Raw genomic sequence first — 22636 nt, 5'->3', positions numbered from 1 at the left:
ACCCGCCCGGACAAACCGCTCTGGAGTGCCGGGTATGCTCCGTGGGATGATCGCCGCCCAAGCGCGACCATCCCTCGGAGATTCGAATGTCATTGCTTAGCAAGAAAGCCGTCGTCCTGTTGCTGGCGGCGGTAGCCGGTTTCGGCGCCCTCGATGCTCAGGCAGCCAAGGCCAAAGAGAAGGCTGTCACCGAGAAAGTCTCGATGCTCGACGGCAAGTTCAGCTTTGTCCTGCCCAAAGGCTTTGTCGGCGACCCGCTGCCGGCCGGCCCGACCGGTGCCAAGGGCACGATGTTCACCAACGACGCCACCAAGACGGTGGTCATCACCGCCGAAAACCAGATTCCCGAAGGCAACAACGTCAAGGATAACGACAGTGCGTTCCTCGACGGCACCGTGTCCGATTTCATCGACGCCCAGCGCAAGGCACTGCCGGACTTCAACAAGCTCAGCGAGAAAAGCCTGACCCAGAAAGGCAACGGCCTCGGCCTGCGTCAAGTGGACAGCACCGCGACCCAGGGTGGCGGCCAGACCCTCAATACCACGCTGATCGCAGGCTCCGGCACGCACATGGCGCTGGTCCAGGTGATTTCCCGGGCCAGCGACAAGAGCGGTCACGACGCCCTGGTGAAAACCATCCTCAAGGAAAAGTGATGCTCAGGGATTGAGTCGCTGCAACCAGTCGTTCAAATCCCGAAGCTCGGCCGCACTGATGCTGTGGCCGACGCCGGGATAGGCATGAAATTGCGGTTTGTAATCCAGCTTCTCCAGCAGTTCTTTGGCGGCCGTGGCGCCACTGTAAGGCACGCGGTCATCCGCTGTGCCATGGCCGATGAAGATCTCCAGCGGCGGATGCTGTTGCGCTGACTTCAGCTCACCCTTGAGCACCGGCAACACCCGCCCGCTCAACGCGGCGATGCCACCGACCGCCGCCGGCTGCCGCAAGCCAACCTCGTAGGTCATCATCGCGCCCTGGCTGAAACCGATCAGGTACACCTTGTCCGGTTGCGCATGATATTTCTGCGCCGCCGCAGCGATAAAGGCCCGCAGCTTCTGGCTGGCATCCTTCAGATCATCGGTCTCGCCGTTGTAGGCACCGTCACCCTTCTTGCGAAACCACTGGAAACGCCCTTCCCCCAACGCCATCGGCGCCTGCACCGACAGGTAGTTGTACTGCTTGGGCAACTGAAATTTCATGCCGATCAGATCCGCTTCGTTACTGCCGTAGCCATGCAGGAACACCACCAACGGACGCTGATCGGCGTCCGGGTGAACCTGGGCCAGGTAGTTGAGCGGCAGATCGGTTTGCAGCGAGGTTTGAGCATGGACGGCGCTGGACGCCAGGAGGGTCAACAGAGCAAACACCTTCAACATAATCCTTCCTTCACACAGTGCAGGGTTCGGGGCAGAGCCTAACACTGTGATCCGGAAGTTGGGGTCATCAGTCGTTGATCAACTTGCCCGCACGAATCGGCTCGCGCCCCGCCACTTTCGCCTGCCAGATGCCCGGCTGGGTGTAGCGTCCACGGTCGATGGCAAACAACACGCCGCTGGTGCCGGCGCGTACGGTGGTCACGCGGTCCTTCAATGGATCGACCACTTCGAACAGCGCATCACCGCGCTCCACCCATTCACCGGCATTGCGCAGGAAGCTCACCACGCCGTGGTGTGGGGCGAACAGGTACTCGGTGCCTTCGAACGGCATGCCTTCACAGCACTCGTCCGGCGCCTTCGGCCATTCGCCGCTGATGAAGCCCTGTTCGGCAAGGAAACCCAGAATCGCTTCGCAATTGGCCTGGGCCTGATCGACCCGGGTGTCGCCCATGCTGCCCAGCTCCAAGGTGGTGGCGAGGTTGGCCGGTGGAATCGCTGCCTCCGGGAACATCCGCGCCAGGCGCAACCACGGCGTGGAGCAGGACTCGTCGAACGAACTGCCGCCGGAGTCTTCACACAACAGCGCCACGCCAGCCTTCAGGCGCGCGGCCAGGGATTGCCACTGCGGCCAGTGTTGCGGCAGCGCATAGATGTGAATCGCGGCGTCGAAATCGCAATGCAGATCCAGTGTGACATCGGCATCGCAGGCGTGGCGCAGCAACAGGCGATGCAGCGCTTCCAGTTGCGAGGCCGGGGCCGCCAGTTCGTCGAGTACCTGGCCCATGGTCTGACGGATCAGGCGGATGTTGGCCTCGGCATCGCTGCCCAACTGATTGCCGATACGCGCGGCCACCGGGGCGCTGAGTTCGACGAAGGATCGGTTGAAGTTCTTGCCGCTCGCCAGTTCGAAACGGCCCATGTGACTGCCTTGCAGATGTTGATCGAGACCGATCGGGTTGGCCACCGGCACCAGTTCGATCACGCCTTGCAACTGGCCGTTGCTTTCCAGCTCGCTCAGGCGTTTTTTCAGTTCCCACGCGGTGCGCATGCCCGGCAGCTCATCGGCGTGCAGGCTGGCCTGGATGTAGACCTTGCGCGGGCCGGCGCCGTAACGGAAGAAGCTGAGGGAGCGTTCGCTGCCCAGGTGGCTCCAGGGCAGAACATGATCGATGCGTTGCATGGGGAACTCCGGAAATTCTGTAGTCGCTGCCAGACAGCGACTGCATTGAAAATGTGCTGACAGGATAAATCACAGGCGAAAAAAAAGTGGCCACCGCGTCAACGGGGCCACTTTTTTCTACGGTGTATTAATGGCCGTACACGTCAAAGTCGAAGTACTTGTCCTGCACTTGCTTGTACTTGCCGTTGGCGCGGATTTCGTTGATGGCGGTGTTGAATTTCTCTGCCAGCTCGGTATCGCCTTTACGCACTGCGATACCAGCGCCGCCGCCGAAGTATTTGGCGTCTTCGTAGGTCGGGCCGACGAATTCGAAGCCTTTGCCGGCGTCGGTTTTCAGGAAACCGTCGCTCAGGTTGACCGAGTCGGCCAGCATCGCGTCGATACGACCGGACACCATGTCCAGGTTGGCTTCCTGCTGCGAGCCGTAACGCACCAGTTCGATCCCGGCCGGAACCAGCACTTCGGTGGCGTAGCGGTCGTGGGTACTGGCGCGCAGCACGCCGACTTTCTTGCCTTTGAGTTCGACCAGCGGGTCTTTCACGCCGGAGCCTGCCTTCATCACGAAGCGCGCCGGGGTGTGGTAGTACTTGATGGTGAAATCGACGTTTTTCTTGCGGTCGTCAGTGATGGTCATCGAGGACAGGATCGCGTCGATCTTTTTCACTTTCAGCGCCGGGATCAGGCCGTCGAATTCCTGCTCGACCCAGGTGCATTTGACTTTCATCTGCTCACACAGCGCATCGCCGATGTCCACGTCGAAACCGGCCAGTTTGCCGTCAGGGGTTTTCATCGAGAATGGCGGGTAACCGGCTTCGATACCGATACGGATCGGCTTGGCGTCTTCGGCCACGGCGGTCAGGGACAACATCGACAGTGCCAGGGCACCGAACATAACCAGCTTTTTCATTTATTACTCCCGTGTGCGGAGGCTTTTATTGGCAGCTTTCGATTGTCAGGTTCGGCCTTGGGCTATGGAGCGCAAAGAAACCGAAGTGGCCGGCAGTCTATGGCGGCGCGCACGGGGCAAATTGTGTTTAAGCGACAAATACTTACATAAAATCGGCGAGTGCCATCACGTAGGAAAAGTGTGCGCCAGAGCGGTGCAAGGGTTGTAGGACAAAGCCATTAAAAGTTGCCGCCGAGGGCGGCAACTCACTGAATATCAGCAATCGCAGGCAATCGGGTGGGTCGCGGCTTGCGGTGCCGCGACACTCAACTCGAAGCCCTCATCGAGCCAGCCGGTCACCCCGCCGATCATCTCCTTGACCGGGTAACCCAGCGCTGCCAGCTTCACGGCGGCCTTGTTGGCGCCGTTGCAGTGGGGACCCGCGCAATACACCACGAAAAGTGTGTTTTTCGAGTAGTCCACCAGCCCTTCCGCCGTCAGCAAACGCCCGGGAATGTTAATTGCCCCCGGCACATGGCCGCGCTCGAAAGCCAGCGGCCCGCGCACGTCCACCAGTACGAAATCGACTTCGCCGGCCTCGTGGCTGTTGAAGACGTCGGAACAATCGGTTTCGAAGGTCAGACGGTTGCTGAAGTGCATCAGGGCAATCGCCGAAGGGGCGGCAGGAATTTCGCGAACCAGGCTGGGCATGTTGTGTTGCTCCTACGTCTGTGAAGGGATGAACAGACTTTATCGAGCCGCCGCTTGCCGCTACAGTGGCGCACAAGACACTCACCGGGAATTTTCCGCCAAATGCCTGATTCACCTGGATTGGTCGCGATTCTGGCCTATGACGGCCTCTGTACCTTCGAGTTCGGCATCGCCGTGGAAATCTTCGGCCTCGCCCGGCCGGAATTCGAATTCCCGTGGTACGAGCACTGCATCGCCGCCGTCGATCAAGGTCCGATGCGCGCCATGGGCGGGATTCAGGTGCTGGCCGATGGCGGTCTGGAGCTGCTGGCGCAGGCGCGCACCATCATCATTCCCGGCTGGCGCGACCGAAATGCGCCGGTGCCGGAGGCATTGCTCACGGCATTGCGTGATGCGCACTCGCGCGGCGCCCGGTTGCTGTCGATCTGCTCAGGCGTGTTTGTTTTGGCAGCCAGCGGGCTGCTCGACGGGCATGGCGCCACCACCCACTGGCGCTACACCTCGGAGCTGGCCGAGCGCTTCCCGGCCATCGATGTCGATCCGGATGTGCTTTACGTCGATTCAGGTCAGTTGATCACTTCGGCCGGCAGCGCGGCGGGGATCGACGCCTGCCTGCATCTGGTGGCGCGGGACTTCGGCACCCAGGTCGCCAACTCGGTGGCGCGGCGGCTGGTGATGTCACCGCAACGCACCGGCGGTCAGGCGCAATTCATTCCGACACCGGTCAGCCCGACCCCGCGCAGCGACTTGTCGCGCGTGATGCAGTGGGCCCGCGAGCGCCTGCACGAACCGCTGGAAGTGCGCGACCTGGCCAGCGAGGCGGCGATGAGCGAACGCACCTTCCTGCGCAAATTCACCGAAGCCAGCGGCCAGTCACCCAAGGCCTGGCTGCAACACGAACGGCTGGCCAGGGCTCGGGAATTACTGGAAAGCACACCGCAGAACACCGAACAGATTGCCCTGCGCTGTGGCTATCGCTCGGTGGAAAGCTTCCGTGTGGCGTTTCGCAGCGTGGTCGGGGTGCCGCCGTCGGTGTATCGCGAGCGCTTTGGTCGTGAGGTCAAGGCTTGCGCAACAGATAAGTGTCCATGATCCAGCCATGCTCGGCCCGCGCGGCCTTGCGTACCCGTTCGATCTCATCCGCGACGTCCTTGAGCCGGCCGCTGATGAGGATTTCGTCCGGCGTGCCGAGGTAGGCGCCCCAGTAAATCTCTGTCTCCTGATCCGCCACTTGATGGTAGGAATCTTCCGCGTCGAGCATCACCACCAGGCTGTCGGTATCACTCACCTGCCCCGCCGCCAGGCGTCGGCCGGTGGTGATTTCAATCGAGTGGCCGATGGTGTTCAGCGGTACCTTGTGCTGCGCCGCCAGGGCCTGAACGCTGGTGATGCCGGGGATCACGTCGAATTCGAATGCGCATCGTCCTGAGGCCAGGATTGCCTGAAGGATGCGAATCGTACTGTCGTACAACGCCGGGTCGCCCCACACCAGAAAACCGCCGCACTGCCCGTCAGCCAATTCGTCATTGATCAGGCGTTCGAAGGTTTGCTGCTTGGCGCGGTTCAGATCATCGACACTGGTGCTGTAGTCCACATCGCCGCGCTCGCGCTCCGGGCTGTGGGCTTCGGCGAAACGGTAGGTACGATCGGTGATGTAGCGTTCGCAGATTTCGCGACGCAGGTCGATCAGCTTGTCCTTGCTCTGGCCCTTGTCCATCAGGAAAAACACGTCCACCTGATTCAGCGCCTTCACCGCCTGCATCGTGATGTAGTCGGGGTTGCCGGCGCCAATGCCGATGACCAGCAATTGCTTCATGTACGGTCTCCTTCAAGATCGATTCCGGGCAAGCGTAGCCGCCAGCGTCCGAAGAAACTCAACTCGACCACCGCCAGCGGCTGGACATCGATGCTGTGGAAGGCCTGGCCCTGCATGACCTGCATCAGCGCCGCCCGAATGATGAATGGATGCGTGATGGCCACCACATGACCCGGCGTGGTTTGCAGGGTCGCCAGCCATCCGGCCACCCGTTCACCGAGTTGCACCACCGATTCCCCGCCGTGGGGCGCGGCGCCAGGATCGTCGAGCCAGGCTTGCAGCGCTTCGGGATCATCGCGCTGCAGCTCCTTGATCGATTGCCCGTGCCAACGTCCCCAGTCGCAATCGCGCAGTGCTTCATCCACCTGGGCATCGTGACCGAACCACTCGGCGGTCTGACGTGTGCGCCATTCCGGGCCGCAGATCAAACGATGCGCAGTCGCGAAGCGAGTGGCCAGCGTGTCAGACGCGAAGGCGCATTCTTCAACAGGTTCATCCGTAGGAAAACGCGCCAATTTCTGTGAGACGGTTCTGGCGTGGCAAATCAAGGTCAAACAGGTGGCTTGCACAATGAGTCACTCGGTCAGAAGGTAAAAAACGCCCGGCGAAGTGCCGACAGGGCAGCAATTGTGCCGTAAACCGGAGGGTTCAGGGCAACACCATTCAATCGACCACCCTCAACAAAGCGGCAATGTCTGACACGACAATGGGCAATGGACTACACGAACGATCGACAGACGTGTAGCCCTTGCTACACGGGCATCTCGCCCCATTTTGGGGCTTCACGGACGCTGCGGAAAATTCACTAGACATGTAACGTCAGTTACATAAATACTGTTTTAACGGATTGTGAAACGAATTCAACACACCCATCCAGCAGGAGCCCGGATGCCCCCTCTCAGAGACCTGATTACTGATCCCGGCCTGGATCTTACGCCGTCAGAGCGCAAAGTCGTCCGGGCCTTGCTTGATCAGTACCCGCGCAACGGCCTCGGCCCGATGGCGCGGCTGGCCGAGCACGCCGGCGTCAGCGATCCGACCATCGTGCGTCTGGTAAAAAAACTCGGTTTTGGCTGTTACGCCGAATTCCAGGACGCCCTGCTCAGCGACATGGACCATCGCCTGCGCTCGCCACGCACGCTGTTGCAACCCCGCTCGAACCTGAACCAGGACGATGCCTGGAGCCATTATCTGGCCCACAGCCACAACCTGCTGGCGGAAACCCAGGCCCTGACCCAACCCGAAGACGTGCGGATTCTCGCGCAATGGCTGCTGGACACGCGCCATCAGGTCTACTGCTTCGGCGGGCGTTTCAGCAGCCTGATGGCCACCTACCTGCTCAATCATTTGCGTCTGCTGCGCCCCGGTTGTTTTGCGCTGGAGGACAACGCGCAACTGCCGGATCGTCTGTTCGACCTGCAACGCCAGGACGTGGTGCTGGTGTTCGACTATCGCCGCTACCAGACCCAGGCCCTGCGCGTGGCCACCGCCGCCAAGAACAACAATGCGCGCGTCGTGTTGTTCACCGACATCTACGCCTCGCCGCTGCGCGAACTGGCGGACATGATCATCAGCGCCCCGGTGGAGTCGGCTTCACCGTTCGACACCATGGTCCCGGCGCTGGCCCAGGTCGAAGCGCTGATCGCTTGCCTGACCCTGCGCAGCCCGGACCTGGCCGATCGCCTGGAAGGCATCGATGCCCTGCGCAACGACTTCAACACCCACTTGCTGGAGGATAAATAAGGATGTTCAGCCTTCCCCACCGCTCGCCGCGGGATCTGCCGTTTGTCACCGACCACACCGCGCTGTTGCTGGTGGACATGCAGCGTGCCTGGCTTGAGCCGCAGTTCGACCCGCACCTCGAAGGCCCGGACGCCGCGTACTTTCTCAACCGCACGCGCTCGCAAGTGGTGCCCAATCAAGTCCGCCTGCTCGAAGCCTTCCGCAACGCACGGCAGAACGTGCTGCACACCCTGATCGAAAGCCTGACCGCCGACGGCCGCGACCGCTCGCTGGATCACAAACTGTCGGACATGCACCTGCCCAAGGGCAGCCCGCAGGCACAGGTCATCGCCGAACTGACCCCGACTGAAAACGAAATCGTGCTGCCCAAGACCTCCTCCGGGGTCTTCAACTCGACCAACATCGACTACGTGTTGCGCAACCTTGAAACCCGTCATCTGATCATCGCCGGTATCGTCACCGACCAGTGCGTGGACATGGCCGTGCGCGACGCCGCCGACCGTGGCTATCTGGTGACACTGGTGGCGGACGCCTGCGCGACCTACACCGAAGCGCGCCACGACGCCTGCCTGAACGCGATCAAGGGCTACTGCTGGATCACCGACACCGACACCGTCCTCGGTCGTCTGCGGGAGATGCAGCCATGAGCGAGCGCCTGTCGCCGTTGCCGATGACCACCATCGTCACTACCGACCTGATCGGCATCACCCGGGGCCGTTCGTTTCCCACCGATGAGCTGGAACACTATCAGGCCGCCGGCTGCGGCTGGGTGCCAGCCAATAGTGCGCTGACGCCGCAGGACATCATCGCCTCGACCAACCCGTGGGGCGCCTATGGCGATCTGCGGCTGATTCCCGACCTCGCCAGCCGCGTCACGGTTGGCAACGGCCCGGACGCCGCCGCCCCGGCGCTGGACTTCATCCACGGCGACATCCGCGAAACCGACGGCCGCCCCTGGGGCGCCTGCCCGCGCACACTGCTGAGCGATGAAATCGAGCGTTATCGCGATCAGCTCGGCTTGCAGGTCAACGCCGCGTTCGAACACGAATTCAACCTGCACGCCGGGTTTGCCGAACACCTGGCCTTCTCCCTCGAGTCCCAGCGCCAGGGCGCGGAATTCGGTGGCTGGCTGCTCAGCGCGTTGCGCGCCGGCGGCGTCGAGCCGGAAATGTTCCTGCCTGAATACGGCAAGCATCAATACGAAATCACCTGCCGCCCGACCCTCGGCGTGGCGGCGGCAGATCGCGCCGTAAACGTGCGCGAGATCACCCGCGAAATCGCCCGGCAGATGGGCCTGGACTTGAGCTTTGCGCCGAAGACCGCCGCCGACGCGGTGTGCAACGGCGTGCATCTGCACGTCAGTCTGCTGGATCTGGCCGGCCAACCGATGTTGTACGACGCCGGCACCAGCAATGGCTTGTCGACCCTCGGCCAGCACTGGGCGGCGGGCGTGCTGCATTACCTGCCGGCGCTGTGTGCGTTCACCGCACCGACTCCAGTGTCGTACGAGCGTTTGCAACCGCATCACTGGAGCGCGTCCTACGCCTGTCTCGGCCAGCAGAACCGCGAAGCGGCGCTGCGCATCTGCCCGACCGTGAGCCTGGGCAACAAACCCGTGGCGAAGCAATACAACCTGGAATTCCGCGCCATGGACGCCACTGCCTCGCCGCACCTGGCGATGGCTGCGCTGCTGATCGCCGGACGCCTGGGCATCGAACAGCGTCTGGCGCTGAACGCAATCACCGATGAAATCCCCGATGCACTCAACGACGAACAACGCGAGGCGCGGGGCATCGTTGCCCTCCCCGCCTCTTTGGCTCAGGCACTGGATTGCCTGCGTCGCAGCGAAGCGCTGATGGCAGCGCTGCCGGCACCGTTGCTCGACACGTATTTCGCCCTTAAAACCGAGGAACTGGCGCTGACGGAACAGCTCTCGCCCGCTGACCTGTGTGAGCACTATGCACGCCTGTACTGAATCCACCGAGCTTGGGTTGTACACCCGACCGGTCTACAACCTGACCCGTGAAGATTCGACGCACCCGCTGATTCTGGTGTGCGAGCACGCCAGCCGTTACATCCCCGACGCTCTGAACAACCTGGGCCTGGATGACACGGCTGCACGTGAACATATTGCCTGGGACATCGGTGCGCTGGAATTGGCCGAGCAACTCTCGGAAAAAATCGGCGCCACGCTGCTGAGCGCCAATTATTCGCGACTGTTGATCGACCTCAACCGGCCACGCCACGCCCCGGACAGCATTCCGGCGCAAAGCGAGATCTATCAGGTGCCGGGCAATCGCGAGCTCGACGAAGCCACCCGCGAATATCGTCGCCAATGCCTGTTCAAGCCGTTTCACACCCGGCTGCAACAACTGATCGACGAACGTCTGGCCGAAGGCCGGCCGGTGCGGGTGGTGGGGATTCACAGTTTCACCCCGGTTTTTTACGGCCAGCCGCGTGAGCTGGAAGTCGGCGTGCTGTTCGGTCAGGCCAAGGCATACGCCCAGCGCCTGCTCGACGGTCTTGGTCAGCATCCGCTGAAAGTCGCCGGCAACCAGCCGTACAAGATTGATCCATTGGGCGACATGACCGTGCCAGTGCACGGCGATGCCCGAGGCCTCGAATCGGTATTGATCGAGGTGCGCAACGACCTGCTGCGCAGCCCGGAAGCGGTGACCCGCTGGGCAAATTATCTGACACCCCTGCTGTAAAGATTGTTGTAACCGCTGCTGACGCTGTAAACGACGGACCGACATAACAACTAAAACGAACGATTGGCTGACAAGGAGTTGCGCTTCATGGAAATAGAAGAGTTCGGCTACAAACAGGAGTTGAAACGTAGCCTGACACTGACCGACCTGGTGGTGTACGGGATGATCTTCATGATCCCCATCGCCCCGTTCGGCGTGTATGGCTACGTCAACGCCGAGGCACCGGGGATGGTGCCCTTGGCGTACATCATCGGCATGGTGGCAATGGTTTTCACCGCGCTGAGCTACGGCAGCATGGCCCGGGCCTTTCCGATTGCCGGTTCGGTTTATTCCTACGCGCAACGGGGGCTGAATCAACACGTCGGTTTCCTCGCCGGCTGGCTGATGCTGCTCGACTACCTGCTGATTCCGCCGCTGCTTTACGTTTATGCGGCGATGGCGCTCAACCATTTGTACCCGGACATCCCGAAAGTCGGATTCATCCTCGCCTTTCTCGTCAGCGCGACCTTCGTCAACCTGCGCGGCATCACCTTCACCGCCCGCATGAACATCCTGTTCCTGCTGGCGCAACTCGTGGTGCTGGGGATTTTCCTGTTCTACGCCTGGAACGCCCTGCACAACGGTGGCGGCAACGGCCAGTTGACCCTGGCGCCGCTGTATCACCCGGAAACCTTCAATTTCGCCCTGCTGATGCAAGCGGTGTCGATTGCGGTGCTGTCATTCCTCGGCTTCGATGCGATCTCCACACTTGCCGAAGAGATCAAGGGCGATCCGGGCCGCAGCGTCGGCAAAGCAGCGTTGATCACCCTGGTGGTGATGGGTGCGATCTTCGTCGTCCAGACCTGGATCGCCACCGATCTGGCCGCCGGCATGGGCTTCAAGTCCGCCGACACTGCGTTCTATGAAATCGCCGAAATCGCCGCCGGCAGCTGGCTCGCGACGCTGACCGGCGTGGCCACGGCCCTGGCCTGGGGCGTGGCGGTGGCGATCACTTCGCAAGCCGCGGTCTCGCGCCTGCTGTTCGGCATGGCCCGCGACGGCAAGCTGCCGAAAGTGCTGGCCAAGGTCCACCCGAAACACAACACGCCGTACCTGAGCATTTATCTGGTGGCCGTGCTGTCGCTGGTGATCTGCTACCTGTTCATCAACTCGGTGGACACCCTGACCTCGCTGGTCAACTTCGGTGCCCTGAGCGGCTTCATGCTGCTGCACCTGACCGTGATCAATTACTACTGGCGCCGGCAGAAGTCCGGCCAGGTGATCCGTCACCTGATCTGCCCGGTGATCGGTTTCGGCATCGTCGCGGCCATCATGTACAACATGGGCGTCGATGCACAGAAACTCGGCCTGATCTGGATCGCCCTGGGTCTGGTGTACCTGTTCTTCCTGAACAAGCTCGGCGCCAGTACCGCGCTGCCTGACCCGAGCAATGGCTGACAAGAAAAAGGGCGGCGTCTGACAACAAATCAGGCGACCGCCGCTTTAACGCGTGGAAACCGACAGTGATAGTCAGGTTCGGCGAATGTGCCAAACCTTTTGATACAGGAGTGCATCCATGCTGGTCTTACGTCCAGTCGAGCCAACCGACCTGCCTCAATTGCAACAACTGGCTCGCGACAGCCTGGTGGGCGTCACGTCCCTGCCGGATGACAGCCAGCACCTGGGCGAAAAGATCGCCGCGTCCTGCGCCTCGTTCGACACGGATGCCGCGGCTCAGGGCCCGGAGAATTACTTCTTCGTGCTGGAAGACCTGGACAGCCGTCGCCTGGTCGGCTGCTCGGAAATTCTCGCCACTGCCGGATTCAACGAACCGTTCTACAGCCTGCGCAACCGCCATTTCACCAGCGCTTCGCGGGAACTGAACATCGAACATGGCGTTCCGGCGCTGTCGCTGTGCCACGACCTGAGTGGTCACACGCTGCTGCGCGGTTTTCACATCGACGCGGCGCTGGTGCGCACACCGTTTTCCGAGTTGCTGTCACGGGCGCGCCTGCTGTTCATCGCTGCCCATGCGTCACGTTTTGCCGAAGCGGTGATTACCGAAATCGTCGGCTACAGCGATGAACAGGGGCACTCGCCGTTCTGGGATGCGCTGGGCAAACATTTCTTCGACCTGCCCTACGTCGAAGCCGAGCGCCTGTGCGGCTTGCAGAGCCGTACGTTTCTCGCCGAACTGATGCCGCAATACCCGATCTACGTGCCGATGCTGCCGCTGGCGGCGCAGGAGTGCATCGGCCGCATCCACCCGGACGGTCAGGAAGCCTTCGACATCCTCGAGCGTGAAGGCTTTGAAACCAACAGCTACATCGACCTGTTCGATGCCGGCCCGACCTTGTATGCACGCACCGCCAACATCCGATCGATCACGCAAAGCCAGACAGTCACGGTTCAGGAGGAACCCCTGATCGATGCCCGCGGTCGTTATCTGGTGAGCAACGATGCGCTGCATGGCTTTCGGGCGGTGGTCGCCGAGCTGGATTACCAGCCCGGCCAGCCCCTGGCGCTCGACCCGGCCCTTTGCGCGGCGCTCAACGTCCGCGCAGGCGACTCGATCCGGTTGATTGCCCTGTGAACCGCGCCCTCACCCAACGACAGTGCCCGAGCAGGCGCGCAAAAGGAGTTGCAGCATGATTGTCCGTCCGGTCCAAGTCAGCGACCTGCCAGCGTTGATGACGCTGGTGCAACAGGCCGGGCCGGGGTTCACCACCCTGCCTGCCAACGAAGATCGCCTGGCCCACCGGGTACGCTGGGCGCAACGGGCGTTCGCCGAGCAGGTCGAGCGGGCCGATGCCGATTACCTGTTCGTGCTTGAAGACGACGAGCAGCGAGTGGTCGGTGTCAGCGCCCTGGCCGGGGCCGTCGGCCTGCGTGAGCCCTGGTACAACTATCGGGTCGGGCTGACCGTCAGCTCGGCGCCGGATCTGGGCATTCAGCGGCAGATTCCGACGCTGTTCCTCAACAATGAACTGACCGGCCAATCGGAGCTGTGCTCGCTGTTTTTGCGCCACGACCAGCGCCACGGCAGCAATGGGCGCTTGCTGTCGCTGGGGCGTTTGCTGTTTGTTGCCGAATTCCCGCACCTGTTCGGCGAGAAAATGATCGCCGAACTGCGCGGCAGTGCCGACGAACAAGGCTGCTCGCCGTTCTGGGACAGCCTGGGCCGACACTTTTTTCAGATGGATTTCAGCCACGCCGATCATTTGTCCGGGCTGGGCAACAAGGCCTTCATCGCCGAACTGATGCCGCGTCAGCCGCTGTACACCTGCCTGCTCACCGAGCAAGCTCAGGCGGTGATTGGCCAGGCCCACCCCAACACCGAGCCGGCGCTGAAAATCCTTCAGTCCGAAGGTTTCGCTCACAAAGGCTATATCGACATTTTCGACGGCGGCCCGGTAATCGAAGCACCGATCCGCAGCATCCGCACCGTGCGCGACAGCCTGGAACTGAGCCTGAGCATCGGCACGCCGGACGAACAGGCGCCGCTGTGGCTGATCCACAACCGCCGTCTGGAAAACTGCCGCATCACCGTCGCTGCGGGCCGCCGGGTCGGCAGCAGCCTGGTGATCGACCGCCTCACCGCCAAACGCCTGCAATTGCAGCCGGGCAACTCGGTACGGGCAGTGCCGCTGCCCAATCAACAGCAGCAGGCAGTGGCGGCCTGAGCGCCTCTGCCTGCAGCAAGAAAGCCTGAACAGGTTTTTCCTGGTTAACTTCCTCGTTAATTCGTCATGATCCTTGACCCATTGGCGTGATAGCCTTTTCACCTTCGGCGTTGACACCTTTGCTCAAGCCTTTCCATTCCTTTGTATTGGTGGAACTCGTATGACCAGGCTTTCTCATCAAGATTTGCGCCGTAACTTCCGTCAGCTGCTGGCTTCCGACACCTGCTATCACACCGCCTCGGTGTTCGATCCGATGTCCGCCCGCATCGCCGCTGACCTGGGTTTTGAAGTAGGGATTCTCGGCGGCTCCGTCGCCTCGTTGCAGGTGCTGGGCGCCCCGGACTTTGCCCTGATCACCCTCAGTGAATTCGCCGAGCAGGCCACCCGCATCGGCCGCGTCGCCCAGTTGCCGGTGATCGCTGACGCCGACCACGGCTACGGCAACGCGCTCAACGTGATGCGCACCATCGTCGAACTGGAACGCGCCGGCGTCGCCGCGCTGACCATCGAAGACACCCTGCTGCCGGCACAATTTGGCCGTAAATCCACTGACCTGATCACCGTCGCCGAAGGCGTCGGCAAGATCCGCGCGGCACTGGAAGCCCGGGTCGATTCGGAAATGGCGATCATCGCCCGGACCAACGCCGGCATCCTGCCGAACCAGGAAATCATCAGCCGCACCAAGCATTACCAGGCCGCCGGCGCTGACGGTATCTGCATGGTCGGCATCCAGGACTTCGATCAGCTCGAGCAGATCGCCGAACACCTGACCGTCCCGCTGATGCTGGTAACCTACGGCAACCCGGCGCTGCGCGACGACAAACGCCTGGCCGAACTGGGTGTGCGCGTGACCATCGACGGCCACGGTGCTTACTTCGCGGCGATCAAGGCGACTTACGACAGCCTGCGCGAACAGCGCCAGATCTTCACCCAGGCTTCTGACCTGAGCGCCACCGAACTGACCCACACCTACACCCAGCCTGAGGAATACATTCTCTGGGCCAAGGAATACATGAGCGTCAAAGAGTAACCCCGCACCACGCGACAAAGAGGCAGAGCGGCCCGACGCCATTACGAGTCCACTCGCATGGCGCCCGCCGCGAAACCGCTAGACCGCTGTCTTGAAGCCCGCCTCCCGCTGCAATGCCCGCGTCTGAATCACGTTCAGAATGGCGCAGCCCTCTCGCATCAGCAGATGCACCGCGCTGGTAATGCGCGTCAGATCACAATCGGAAATGCCCTTGAGGTCGAGACTGGAAAAGGTATCGGCCAGATCGCGCACGACTACAAATCGGTGCATCGCACACGCGGCCATGTCGCTGAGTTCTTTTTGAGTGTTGATGAAGAGCACCGGGGATTCGGCGTCGTAGGTGTCGATGGGGAGGTAACGGGGGATTACTTGTTCTGACATTGGTGTAACTCCAGGTGAGACAACCACCGTTCGCGGCCAAGCGAATAAAGGTGGCAGCTGTGAGCGGGTTGGCCGACCAGATACCTGAAAGATCCGGCACACCCTAAGGTGTCCCGCGCACAGCCGCCATAACACGTTGCCCAGAAACTGCTCTGAGCGATGGAGCTGTTACGTTTCAGGTTACCGACCGGCCAAGATCGTTCGCGGAGTTTTCCGCGAGCCCAGACTATAGGGTCGGCACCGAAACGCGGCAACAGGGTACGTTGTAGGAAAGGTCTTGGAAAGTTGTGGGCTGCTCACGCTTTCCTCATTTCCCACAAAAAGCCCCCTCACCCTAGCCCTCTCCCGGAGGGAGAGGGAACCGATTGGGGAATATTAGGGAGATACACCGACGTGAAAGATTTGCGTCGAATCCATAATCGACTCGATGCTTCAGGTCGATGTATAGCGCAACACACCTCGGTCGGCTCCCTCTCCCTCCGGGAGAGGGCTGGGGTGAGGGGAAAGCCTGACACCCCGCCAACTCCGCTACGCCACCGTCCCGCTCACCGCCCCTTAGCCAACTCCATAATCATCCGCGACAACAGATAAATCCGCGGTGCCACGCTCTCCACCTCCGCATATTCCTCCGGCGTATGAATATTGCCGCCAACAATCCCGAACCCATCCAGCGTCGGCGTTCCCACCCCGGCCGACAAACTCGCATCCGCCGCCCCACCGCTGCCCTCCTCGGTCAACTTGCGGCCAATCTCGCCGTAAATCCCCTGAGCCATCGCCATCAAACGATCCGACTCCGCCGTCTGCGGCATCGGCGGCAAGCCGCGCTGCAGCGAGGTCTTCACTTCCGTATCGGGGATCAACTTGTCCTGGGACACCCGCGCCAGATCCTTCTCGATCCGGTCGAATTCCTCCGGCACCGCCGCCCGCACGTCAGCCTTGGCCATGGCTTGATCCGGGATCACGTTAGTGCGGTCGCCCGCCTTGAGCACGGTGAAGTTGATGGTGGTTTTCTTCGCTTCGTCGCCGAGCTTGCCCAGTTGCAGAATCTGATGCGCCGCTTCCATCGCCGCGTTACGCCCCAGTTCCGGCGCGACGCCGGCGTGAGCAGCCTTGCCCTTGACCTCGACCAGCGCGGTGGCGCTGCCCTTGCGCCACACCACCAGGCCATCCGCCGGACGACCCGGTTCGAGGTTGAGTGTCACGTCGTGAAGTTTGGCGGTTTTCTTGATCAGGTCGGTGGCGACGTCCGAGCCGGTTTCTTCGCTGGCATCGAGCAGGAAGGTGATTTGCGCGTAGTCCTTGAAGTCGAGGTTCTTCAGGACTTTCAGCGCGTAGATGCCGGCGACGATCCCGCCCTTGTCGTCCATCACGCCCGGCCCGTAAGCGCGGCCGTCCTTGATGGTGAACGGTCGCTCGGCAGCGGAGCCTTCCTTGAACACCGTGTCCATGTGCGCCATCAGCAGGATTCTGGCCTTTCCGGTGCCTTTGAGCGTGGCGAGCACGTGGTTGGTTTTTTCCGGGGTGTTGGGCACCAGCTCAATAGTCGCGCCAAGCTTTTTCAGCTCATCAATAGCGATTTCGCTGACTTGTTTGAGGCCTTTTTCATCGCCGGAACCGGAGTCGATATTGACCAGGTGTTCCAGCAGTTTCAGGGCTTCGGGTTTGTATTGCTCGGCGTCGGCCAGCACCTGTTTGTGCGGTTCGGCGAAGGCGTCAGCGGCTGCGAAAGAGAGGGTCAGGCCGAGACCGGCGACCAGCAGGGAACGAGGGAATTTGAACGTCATGAATCAATCCTTGTTTCGTGTCGGGTACTGAACCGTACCTGACATCGCCCCAAGGCTCTATCCCGGATGCGACACCGCATCCGTTCAAACCGAACCCAACACCTCGCGCCGCGGCGGATCGTCATTGCAACAGATCACCCGGTTGCGCCCGGTCGCCTTGGCTTCGTACAGCGCCTGATCGGCGTCATTCAGCCAGCGTGTCGCATCGCCGTGAGCCGGATCGAGTGCGGCCAGGCCGATGCTCAGGCTGACTTTCAGCGCCGGATTCTGTTCGTAGACCAGAAAGGAAAAACGCTCGCGCAAGGCTTCCATCACCTGCGCCGCATTGAACAGCGGCAAGTCCGGCAGGATCACGCAGAACTCATCGCCGCCGTAGCGCCCGGCCACGTCCGCCATGCGCAGGTTCTGCTTGAGCATCTTGCTCAACTGGCGCAGGACGATATCGCCGGCCACATGGCCGTAGGTGTCGTTGATCGCCTTGAAGTGGTCGATGTCGATCAGCGCAATCGCCGCGCCTTTTTGCTGCCCTTTGCAGCGCAGGAATTCGATTTCCAGTTGATCCTTCCAGGCGCCGTGGTTGAGCAGACCGGTGAGGCTGTCGGTACGGCTCAGGGCCAGCAATTCACGTTTCTGCACGCCCAGAGTGTAGGCCTGACGAAAGCAGATCCAGCCCAGCGCCAACGGGTACAGCATCAATAACGGCAGGCAGGCATACATCTGCGCCGGAGTGGTCGCCGGAATGAAGGCCGGGGCGAACACCACCAGCCCGACACCGACGCCAAGCAACTGCGCCGCCGACCCTGCCAGCAGAAAGCGCAGCCCGCCAATGGCAACGTTATTCATCGCCATCATCGAAATGGTCGTGGCACTGGGCAGCGGATTGAATTGCATGGCCGCGACCCAGAGTCCGCCAAGGAAGGCATCGATAAGCAAGTTGCGGTGTTCGGCGTGGTAAGGGACTTTCGAACGTCGCGCCCACTGATACGCGAGGTGTGGCCAGACCAGGCCGTTGAACACCATCAGCGCCCAGACCCAGGCCGGGGCATCGAGCGGATACATCGCAACGCTCACGCACAAAAGCCCCAGGACCAGCCCCAGGGTTCGCGATGTGTAAAGCCTCCTGGCCAGTGAAAGTCCCTTTCCTCCCGTTCTTCCCATAAGGGCCTCGAGTACACCGCAAAAGGATGTGCTCGGAGTCTAACAGGGCAACGTTAAATAGCCATCACCGGCCAGCGGCCGGCAGTCTCCGACCCCGCGGCCCGCCATTTCCGGCACACGGCAGGCAAATGATTGGCTATACATGAAGTAGGAAAATGGAAAAAAGACTCTAAGAAGGAGGCCCATGCAGACCTATCAAGTGTTGATCATCGGCAGCGGATTTGGCGGCCAGTGCGCGGCGGTCAATTTGCTCAAGGCCGGCATCGACGATTTTCGCTTGCTGGAGCGGCGGGACTTTTTCGGCGGCACCTGGTGCCAGAACACCTACCCCGGCGCGGCGGTGGACGTGCCGTCGCCCCTGTATTCACTGTCGTTCGCGCCCTACCCGTGGACGCAGATGTTCGCCGGACAAGCCGAACTGCATCGCTACACCGAACACGTCATCGAGCGTTTCGGCCTGCGCGACCGGGTGGAACTGCAAGCCGATGTCGAGCACATCGAGTGGGATGAAAACGAAAAGCGCTGGGCCGTACACACCGGCGCCAAGGGCACCTATTACGCGCAGTTCGTGATCAATGCCACCGGGCCGCTGAGTCAACCGGTCGTGCCCCCCTTCCCCGGTCGTGATCGCTTTCAAGACAAGACCTTTCATACAAACAATTGGGACCACAGCTACGACTATCGCGGTAAACGCGTGGCGATCGTCGGCAGCGGTGCCAGTGCGGTGCAGGTGATCCCGACGATTGCGCCGGATGTCGCGCACTTGCACGTCTTTCAGCGCACACCCCATTGGGTGCTGCCGCGCCCCGACCGAAAGTTCGGACGTTTCCAGCGCTGGCTGCTGGGGCTGAAACCGGCCTGGAAGCTGCTGCGCTGGCTGATCTACTGGCAGTTCGAAACCCGGATCATCGCCTTCAAATATTCGAAACCGGCGATTCACATGGTGCAAAACCAGGCGCTGAAATTTCTCAAACGCCAGGTGACTGACCCTGAACTGCAGCGACAACTGACGCCGGACTTCACCATCGGCTGCAAACGGGTATTGCTCTCCAACACCTATTATCCGGCGCTGACCCGGCCCAATGTCACCTTGCACAGCCGCGAACAAGGTATCGCCGCCCTCGACGAAACCGGCATCGTCACCACGGATGGCCAGCACATCGACGTTGATCTGATCGTCTGGTCGACCGGTTACGACGCCACCGATGGCGTGATTTCCTACCCGGTCAGCGGAAAAAACGGCGTAAAGCTGCGCGATGTCTGGGCGCAATACCCCCGCGCCTACCTCGGCACCAGCCTGCCGGACTTTCCCAACCTGTTTATCGTTACCGGGCCGAACACCGGCATCGGGCATACCTCGGCGCTGTTCATCATCGAATCGCAGATGAACTACATCCTCGACTGCATCCGTACCGTGCGGGCCAAAGGTCTGCGCAGCATCGAAGTTCGCCCCGAAGCAGAACGTACCTACACTCAGATGATTCACCGGGAGATGGAGCGCACGGTCTGGAAAACCGGCGGCTGCCACAGTTGGTATCAAAGCAGGAGCGGTCATGTGATCGCGATGTTTCCCGGCTTCAGTTTCAGCTACCACCGCTTGACCCGGGCGCTGAAACCGGCCGACCACATTCTGTCTTGAACAAGGAAGACCCACGATGCTTTTGCTGTTTGTCGCCCTCGCAGTTTTCGTGGCCTGGAGCTGGTTGAGCTACCCGGCGGTCGGTCACTGGCTCTACGACCTGAGCGCAGCTTTGGAGGCGAAACTGTACCGACTGCACAAGATTGAAGTGCCGATCGCCGAAATGACTGTGTCGACCTGGCAAGGCGGGCCTTACGAGGCGTCGAGCAGCATTCTGATGCTGCACGGCTACAGCGCCGAAAAGAACCTGTGGCTGCGCTTCGCCCGGCATTTTGTCGGGCAGTACCGGGTGATCATCCCGGATCTGGCCGGTCACGGCGAAACCGGCTTCAAGGCCGGCGGTGGCTACGACATTCCGGTTCAGGCCAAACGCATGATCCAGCTGCTCGACGTCTGCGGCGTCGAGAAGGTCCACGTGATCGGCAACTCCATGGGCGGTTACATCGCCGCGTGGCTGGCGGCGACCTACCCGGATCGCATCGCGTCGGTGGCGCTGATCGACCCGGCCGGCGTCACCGCACCCGAGGCCAGCGACATGGAACGTCACCTGGCCCGTGGGCACAATCCGTTCCTGATCAACTCCCGGGAAGAATTCCGACACTTCTACGCGATGACCATGGCCTCGCCGCCGTGGGTGCCCGGCCTGGTGCTCGACGCCATCGCCCAGCGTTACGAGCAACAACGTGACGAACTGGAAGAGATCTTCCGGGACTTTCGCGCAAGTCCGCCGATGGAACCGAAGTTGCCGGACATCAAATGCCCGGCGCTGTTGCTCTGGGGTCGCAAGGACCGGTTGATCGATGTCAGCAGTGTGCCGGTGTGGAGCAAGGGCATCGCCAATCTGCGGGTGGATGTGTGGGACGGCGTCGGGCACATGCCGATGGTCGAGCAGCCGTCGAACACGGCGCGTTTGTATCGGGAGTTCCTGGGGGAAAACTCACGCGCGGACAGGTAACCGGTCAGTCGTTGGCAGAATGAAGTTCGTAGGATTCTTCGTTTGCCCGCGTGGGCGAAGGCTGCGATCTTTTCCTCCATCCTTTACGTGACCGTGCCAGGAATTTTTTTCATGACCGTGCAGCCGTTCGTCAGCCCCGACCTGATCCGCCAACGCTTCTCCAAAGCGATGTCCGACATGTACCGCGAAGAAGTACCGCTATACGGCGCACTGATGGAACTGGTGGAGCAGACCAACCGCGAAGTGCTGGCCCGCGAGCCGCAGATCGCCAGTCAGTTGCACAGCACCGGCGAAATCGAACGGCTGGACATGGAGCGCCATGGCGCGATCCGCGTCGGCACCGCCGCCGAACTGGCCACCCTCGCCCGTCTGTTTGCGGTGATGGGCATGCAACCGGTGGGTTATTACGACCTGACCCCCGCCGGGGTGCCGGTGCATTCCACGGCGTTTCGAGCAGTGCATGAAGATGCGCTGCAGGTCAGTCCGTTCCGGGTGTTCACTTCTTTGTTGCGACTGGAGTTGATCGAAGATCCCGAGCTGCGGGCCTTCGCCCAATCGGTGCTGGATCAGCGTTCGATCTTCACCCCAACCGCGCTGCGCCTGATCGAGCAAGCCGAATCTGCTGGCGGGCTGAATGAGTCCGAGGCCGGGGAATTTGTCCTGCAAGCACTGGAGACTTTTCGCTGGCACCACAGCGCCACCGTCACCGCCGCGCAGTACCAGACCCTCAGCGCCCAGCATCGTCTGATCGCCGATGTGGTTGCGTTCAAAGGCCCGCACATCAACCACCTGACACCGCGTACCCTGGACATCGACATCGTTCAGGCGCAGATGCCGCTGCATGGCATCACGCCCAAAGCGGTGATCGAAGGGCCACCGCGCCGGCAGCACCCGATCCTCCTGCGCCAGACCAGTTTCAAGGCACTGGACGAGCCGATCGCCTTCACCGACCAGACGCAAACCCGCGGCAGCCACAGCGCCCGGTTTGGCGAAATCGAGCAACGGGGTGCGGCGCTGACACCCAAGGGCCGGGCGTTGTACGACCGTCTGTTGAATGCCGCGCGAGATGAGTTGGGTGACTTCCCCAACGAAGCCAATGCCTCACGCTACAACGCGCTGATGACCCGGCACTTCAGCGAATTTCCTGACAGCCTCGAAGGCATGCGCGAGCAGGAATTGGCGTATTTCCGTTATTTCCTGACAGACAAAGGGCTGGCGGCGGGTCGTCCCGCTGAGGTTTCGCTGCAAGCTTTGTTGCGCGACGGCTATGTGAAAGCCGAACCGCTGGTGTACGAAGATTTCCTGCCGGTGAGTGCAGCGGGGATTTTTCAGTCGAACCTGGGAGACGCCGCGCAGACGCACTATGGTGAGCACTCCAACCGGCAGTCATTCGAACTGTCCCTGGGACGTTCGACCATCGATGAACTGGGCTTGTATGCAGAGACTCAACGGCGTTCGATCGAGGAATGTTTGAAGGCGCTTGCCCGATAACGCGACGAAGCGGCACCTGGCCATACTGCGCAAGAAGTTGCGCAGTTCCCCGTAATAAAAACCCCATCAGAATCGCTGCAGCCCTTGCACATCAAGGGCTGCAGCCAAGTGCGCAA

At 61.4% G+C, this 22636-nt stretch carries 22 protein-coding genes; 13 read left to right on the top strand and 9 right to left on the bottom strand.

Annotation, left to right across the window (positions count from 1 at the left end):
• Positions 1-86: 86 nt before the first annotated feature.
• The gene (locus tag ACKLNA_RS26140; protein ID WP_134827335.1) at positions 87-653 is read left to right on the top strand and encodes a hypothetical protein; all 567 of its coding nucleotides are present in this window, start codon (positions 87-89) and stop codon (positions 651-653) included.
• A gap of 3 nt (positions 654-656) precedes the next feature.
• Here the strand turns inward: ACKLNA_RS26140 and ACKLNA_RS26135 are convergent, their stop codons facing one another.
• From ACKLNA_RS26135 to ACKLNA_RS26120, 4 genes are all read right to left on the bottom strand, one after another.
• Positions 657-1373 (bottom strand): alpha/beta hydrolase, encoded by a 717-nt coding sequence (locus ACKLNA_RS26135; RefSeq protein ID WP_408987553.1) that lies wholly within the window; start codon positions 1371-1373, stop codon positions 657-659.
• A 67-nt stretch (positions 1374-1440) separates the two neighbouring features.
• Positions 1441-2553, bottom strand: coding sequence for a succinylglutamate desuccinylase/aspartoacylase family protein (locus ACKLNA_RS26130; protein WP_408987552.1), 1113 nt, complete (start codon positions 2551-2553; stop codon positions 1441-1443).
• Between the two features lie 127 nt (positions 2554-2680).
• Positions 2681-3460 carry an ABC transporter substrate-binding protein gene (locus ACKLNA_RS26125; protein WP_007956251.1) on the bottom strand — a complete coding sequence of 260 codons (780 nt, stop codon included), beginning with the start codon at positions 3458-3460 and terminating at the stop codon, positions 2681-2683.
• Positions 3461-3715: 255 nt separating this feature from the next.
• Complete coding sequence (locus ACKLNA_RS26120) at positions 3716-4150, bottom strand: rhodanese-like domain-containing protein (RefSeq protein ID WP_408987551.1); 435 nt, start codon at positions 4148-4150, stop codon at positions 3716-3718.
• A gap of 102 nt (positions 4151-4252) precedes the next feature.
• Here ACKLNA_RS26120 and ftrA point away from each other — a divergent pair, with 102 nt between their 5' ends.
• A complete protein-coding gene (gene ftrA / locus ACKLNA_RS26115) occupies positions 4253-5242 on the top strand; it encodes a transcriptional regulator FtrA (RefSeq protein ID WP_408987550.1) in 990 nt (329 codons plus the stop codon).
• On the opposite strand, the gene cobF is transcribed toward ftrA, so the two are convergent.
• A complete protein-coding gene (gene cobF / locus ACKLNA_RS26110) occupies positions 5211-5966 on the bottom strand; it encodes a precorrin-6A synthase (deacetylating) (protein ID WP_408987549.1) in 756 nt (251 codons plus the stop codon). The two genes, ftrA and cobF, sit on opposite strands and share 32 nt — an antisense overlap.
• A complete protein-coding gene (locus ACKLNA_RS26105) occupies positions 5963-6535 on the bottom strand; it encodes a histidine phosphatase family protein (RefSeq protein ID WP_408987548.1) in 573 nt (190 codons plus the stop codon). Before ACKLNA_RS26105 ends, cobF begins: the two co-directional genes overlap by 4 nt.
• A 319-nt stretch (positions 6536-6854) precedes the next feature.
• Here ACKLNA_RS26105 and ACKLNA_RS26100 point away from each other — a divergent pair, with 319 nt between their 5' ends.
• The 8 genes from ACKLNA_RS26100 (at position 6855) to ACKLNA_RS26065 (ending at position 15112) form a co-directional block, all read left to right on the top strand.
• Positions 6855-7709 (top strand): MurR/RpiR family transcriptional regulator, encoded by an 855-nt coding sequence (locus tag ACKLNA_RS26100; RefSeq protein ID WP_408987547.1) that lies wholly within the window; start codon positions 6855-6857, stop codon positions 7707-7709.
• 2 nt (positions 7710-7711) lie between these two features.
• On the top strand, positions 7712-8356 hold the full coding sequence (locus tag ACKLNA_RS26095; protein WP_408987546.1) for an isochorismatase family cysteine hydrolase: 645 nt from the start codon (positions 7712-7714) through the stop codon (positions 8354-8356).
• Positions 8353-9684, top strand: coding sequence for a glutamine synthetase (locus ACKLNA_RS26090; RefSeq protein ID WP_408987545.1), 1332 nt, complete (start codon positions 8353-8355; stop codon positions 9682-9684). Before ACKLNA_RS26095 ends, ACKLNA_RS26090 begins: the two co-directional genes overlap by 4 nt.
• Complete coding sequence (locus tag ACKLNA_RS26085) at positions 9668-10420, top strand: N-formylglutamate amidohydrolase (RefSeq protein WP_408987544.1); 753 nt, start codon at positions 9668-9670, stop codon at positions 10418-10420. Before ACKLNA_RS26090 ends, ACKLNA_RS26085 begins: the two co-directional genes overlap by 17 nt.
• A gap of 87 nt (positions 10421-10507) precedes the next feature.
• Positions 10508-11857: an APC family permease gene (locus ACKLNA_RS26080; RefSeq protein WP_085708716.1), complete on the top strand. Its 1350-nt coding sequence runs from the start codon at positions 10508-10510 to the stop codon at positions 11855-11857.
• Between the two features lie 118 nt (positions 11858-11975).
• The gene (locus tag ACKLNA_RS26075) at positions 11976-12992 is read left to right on the top strand and encodes an arginine N-succinyltransferase (RefSeq protein ID WP_408987543.1); all 1017 of its coding nucleotides are present in this window, start codon (positions 11976-11978) and stop codon (positions 12990-12992) included.
• A 55-nt stretch (positions 12993-13047) separates the two neighbouring features.
• On the top strand, positions 13048-14082 hold the full coding sequence (astA, locus tag ACKLNA_RS26070; RefSeq protein WP_408987542.1) for an arginine N-succinyltransferase: 1035 nt from the start codon (positions 13048-13050) through the stop codon (positions 14080-14082).
• A gap of 160 nt (positions 14083-14242) precedes the next feature.
• On the top strand, positions 14243-15112 hold the full coding sequence (locus tag ACKLNA_RS26065; RefSeq protein ID WP_085708719.1) for an oxaloacetate decarboxylase: 870 nt from the start codon (positions 14243-14245) through the stop codon (positions 15110-15112).
• Between the two features lie 78 nt (positions 15113-15190).
• On the opposite strand, the gene ACKLNA_RS26060 is transcribed toward ACKLNA_RS26065, so the two are convergent.
• From ACKLNA_RS26060 to ACKLNA_RS26050, 3 genes are all read right to left on the bottom strand, one after another.
• Positions 15191-15493 (bottom strand): hypothetical protein, encoded by a 303-nt coding sequence (locus tag ACKLNA_RS26060; RefSeq protein WP_289205002.1) that lies wholly within the window; start codon positions 15491-15493, stop codon positions 15191-15193.
• A gap of 545 nt (positions 15494-16038) precedes the next feature.
• Positions 16039-17277: a M20/M25/M40 family metallo-hydrolase gene (locus ACKLNA_RS26055; RefSeq protein ID WP_408987541.1), complete on the bottom strand. Its 1239-nt coding sequence runs from the start codon at positions 17275-17277 to the stop codon at positions 16039-16041.
• Positions 17278-17361: 84 nt separating this feature from the next.
• Positions 17362-18435 carry a diguanylate cyclase gene (locus ACKLNA_RS26050; RefSeq protein WP_408987540.1) on the bottom strand — a complete coding sequence of 358 codons (1074 nt, stop codon included), beginning with the start codon at positions 18433-18435 and terminating at the stop codon, positions 17362-17364.
• Between the two features lie 184 nt (positions 18436-18619).
• Here ACKLNA_RS26050 and ACKLNA_RS26045 point away from each other — a divergent pair, with 184 nt between their 5' ends.
• The 3 genes from ACKLNA_RS26045 to ACKLNA_RS26035 all read left to right on the top strand — a co-directional run bounded on the left by ACKLNA_RS26045 (position 18620) and on the right by ACKLNA_RS26035 (position 22520).
• Entirely contained in the window at positions 18620-20074 is a 1455-nt protein-coding gene (locus ACKLNA_RS26045; protein ID WP_408987539.1) for a flavin-containing monooxygenase, read from the top strand.
• 16 nt (positions 20075-20090) lie between these two features.
• Complete coding sequence (locus tag ACKLNA_RS26040) at positions 20091-21029, top strand: alpha/beta fold hydrolase (protein ID WP_085708726.1); 939 nt, start codon at positions 20091-20093, stop codon at positions 21027-21029.
• Positions 21030-21140: 111 nt separating this feature from the next.
• Complete coding sequence (locus ACKLNA_RS26035) at positions 21141-22520, top strand: VOC family protein (RefSeq protein WP_408987538.1); 1380 nt, start codon at positions 21141-21143, stop codon at positions 22518-22520.
• Positions 22521-22636 lie beyond the last annotated feature (116 nt).

The sequence above is a fragment of the Pseudomonas sp. UV AK001 genome, from assembly GCF_046097675.1.
GTDB lineage: Bacteria > Pseudomonadota > Gammaproteobacteria > Pseudomonadales > Pseudomonadaceae > Aquipseudomonas > Aquipseudomonas kribbensis.
This window is presented reverse-complemented; position numbering and strand designations above follow the sequence as displayed.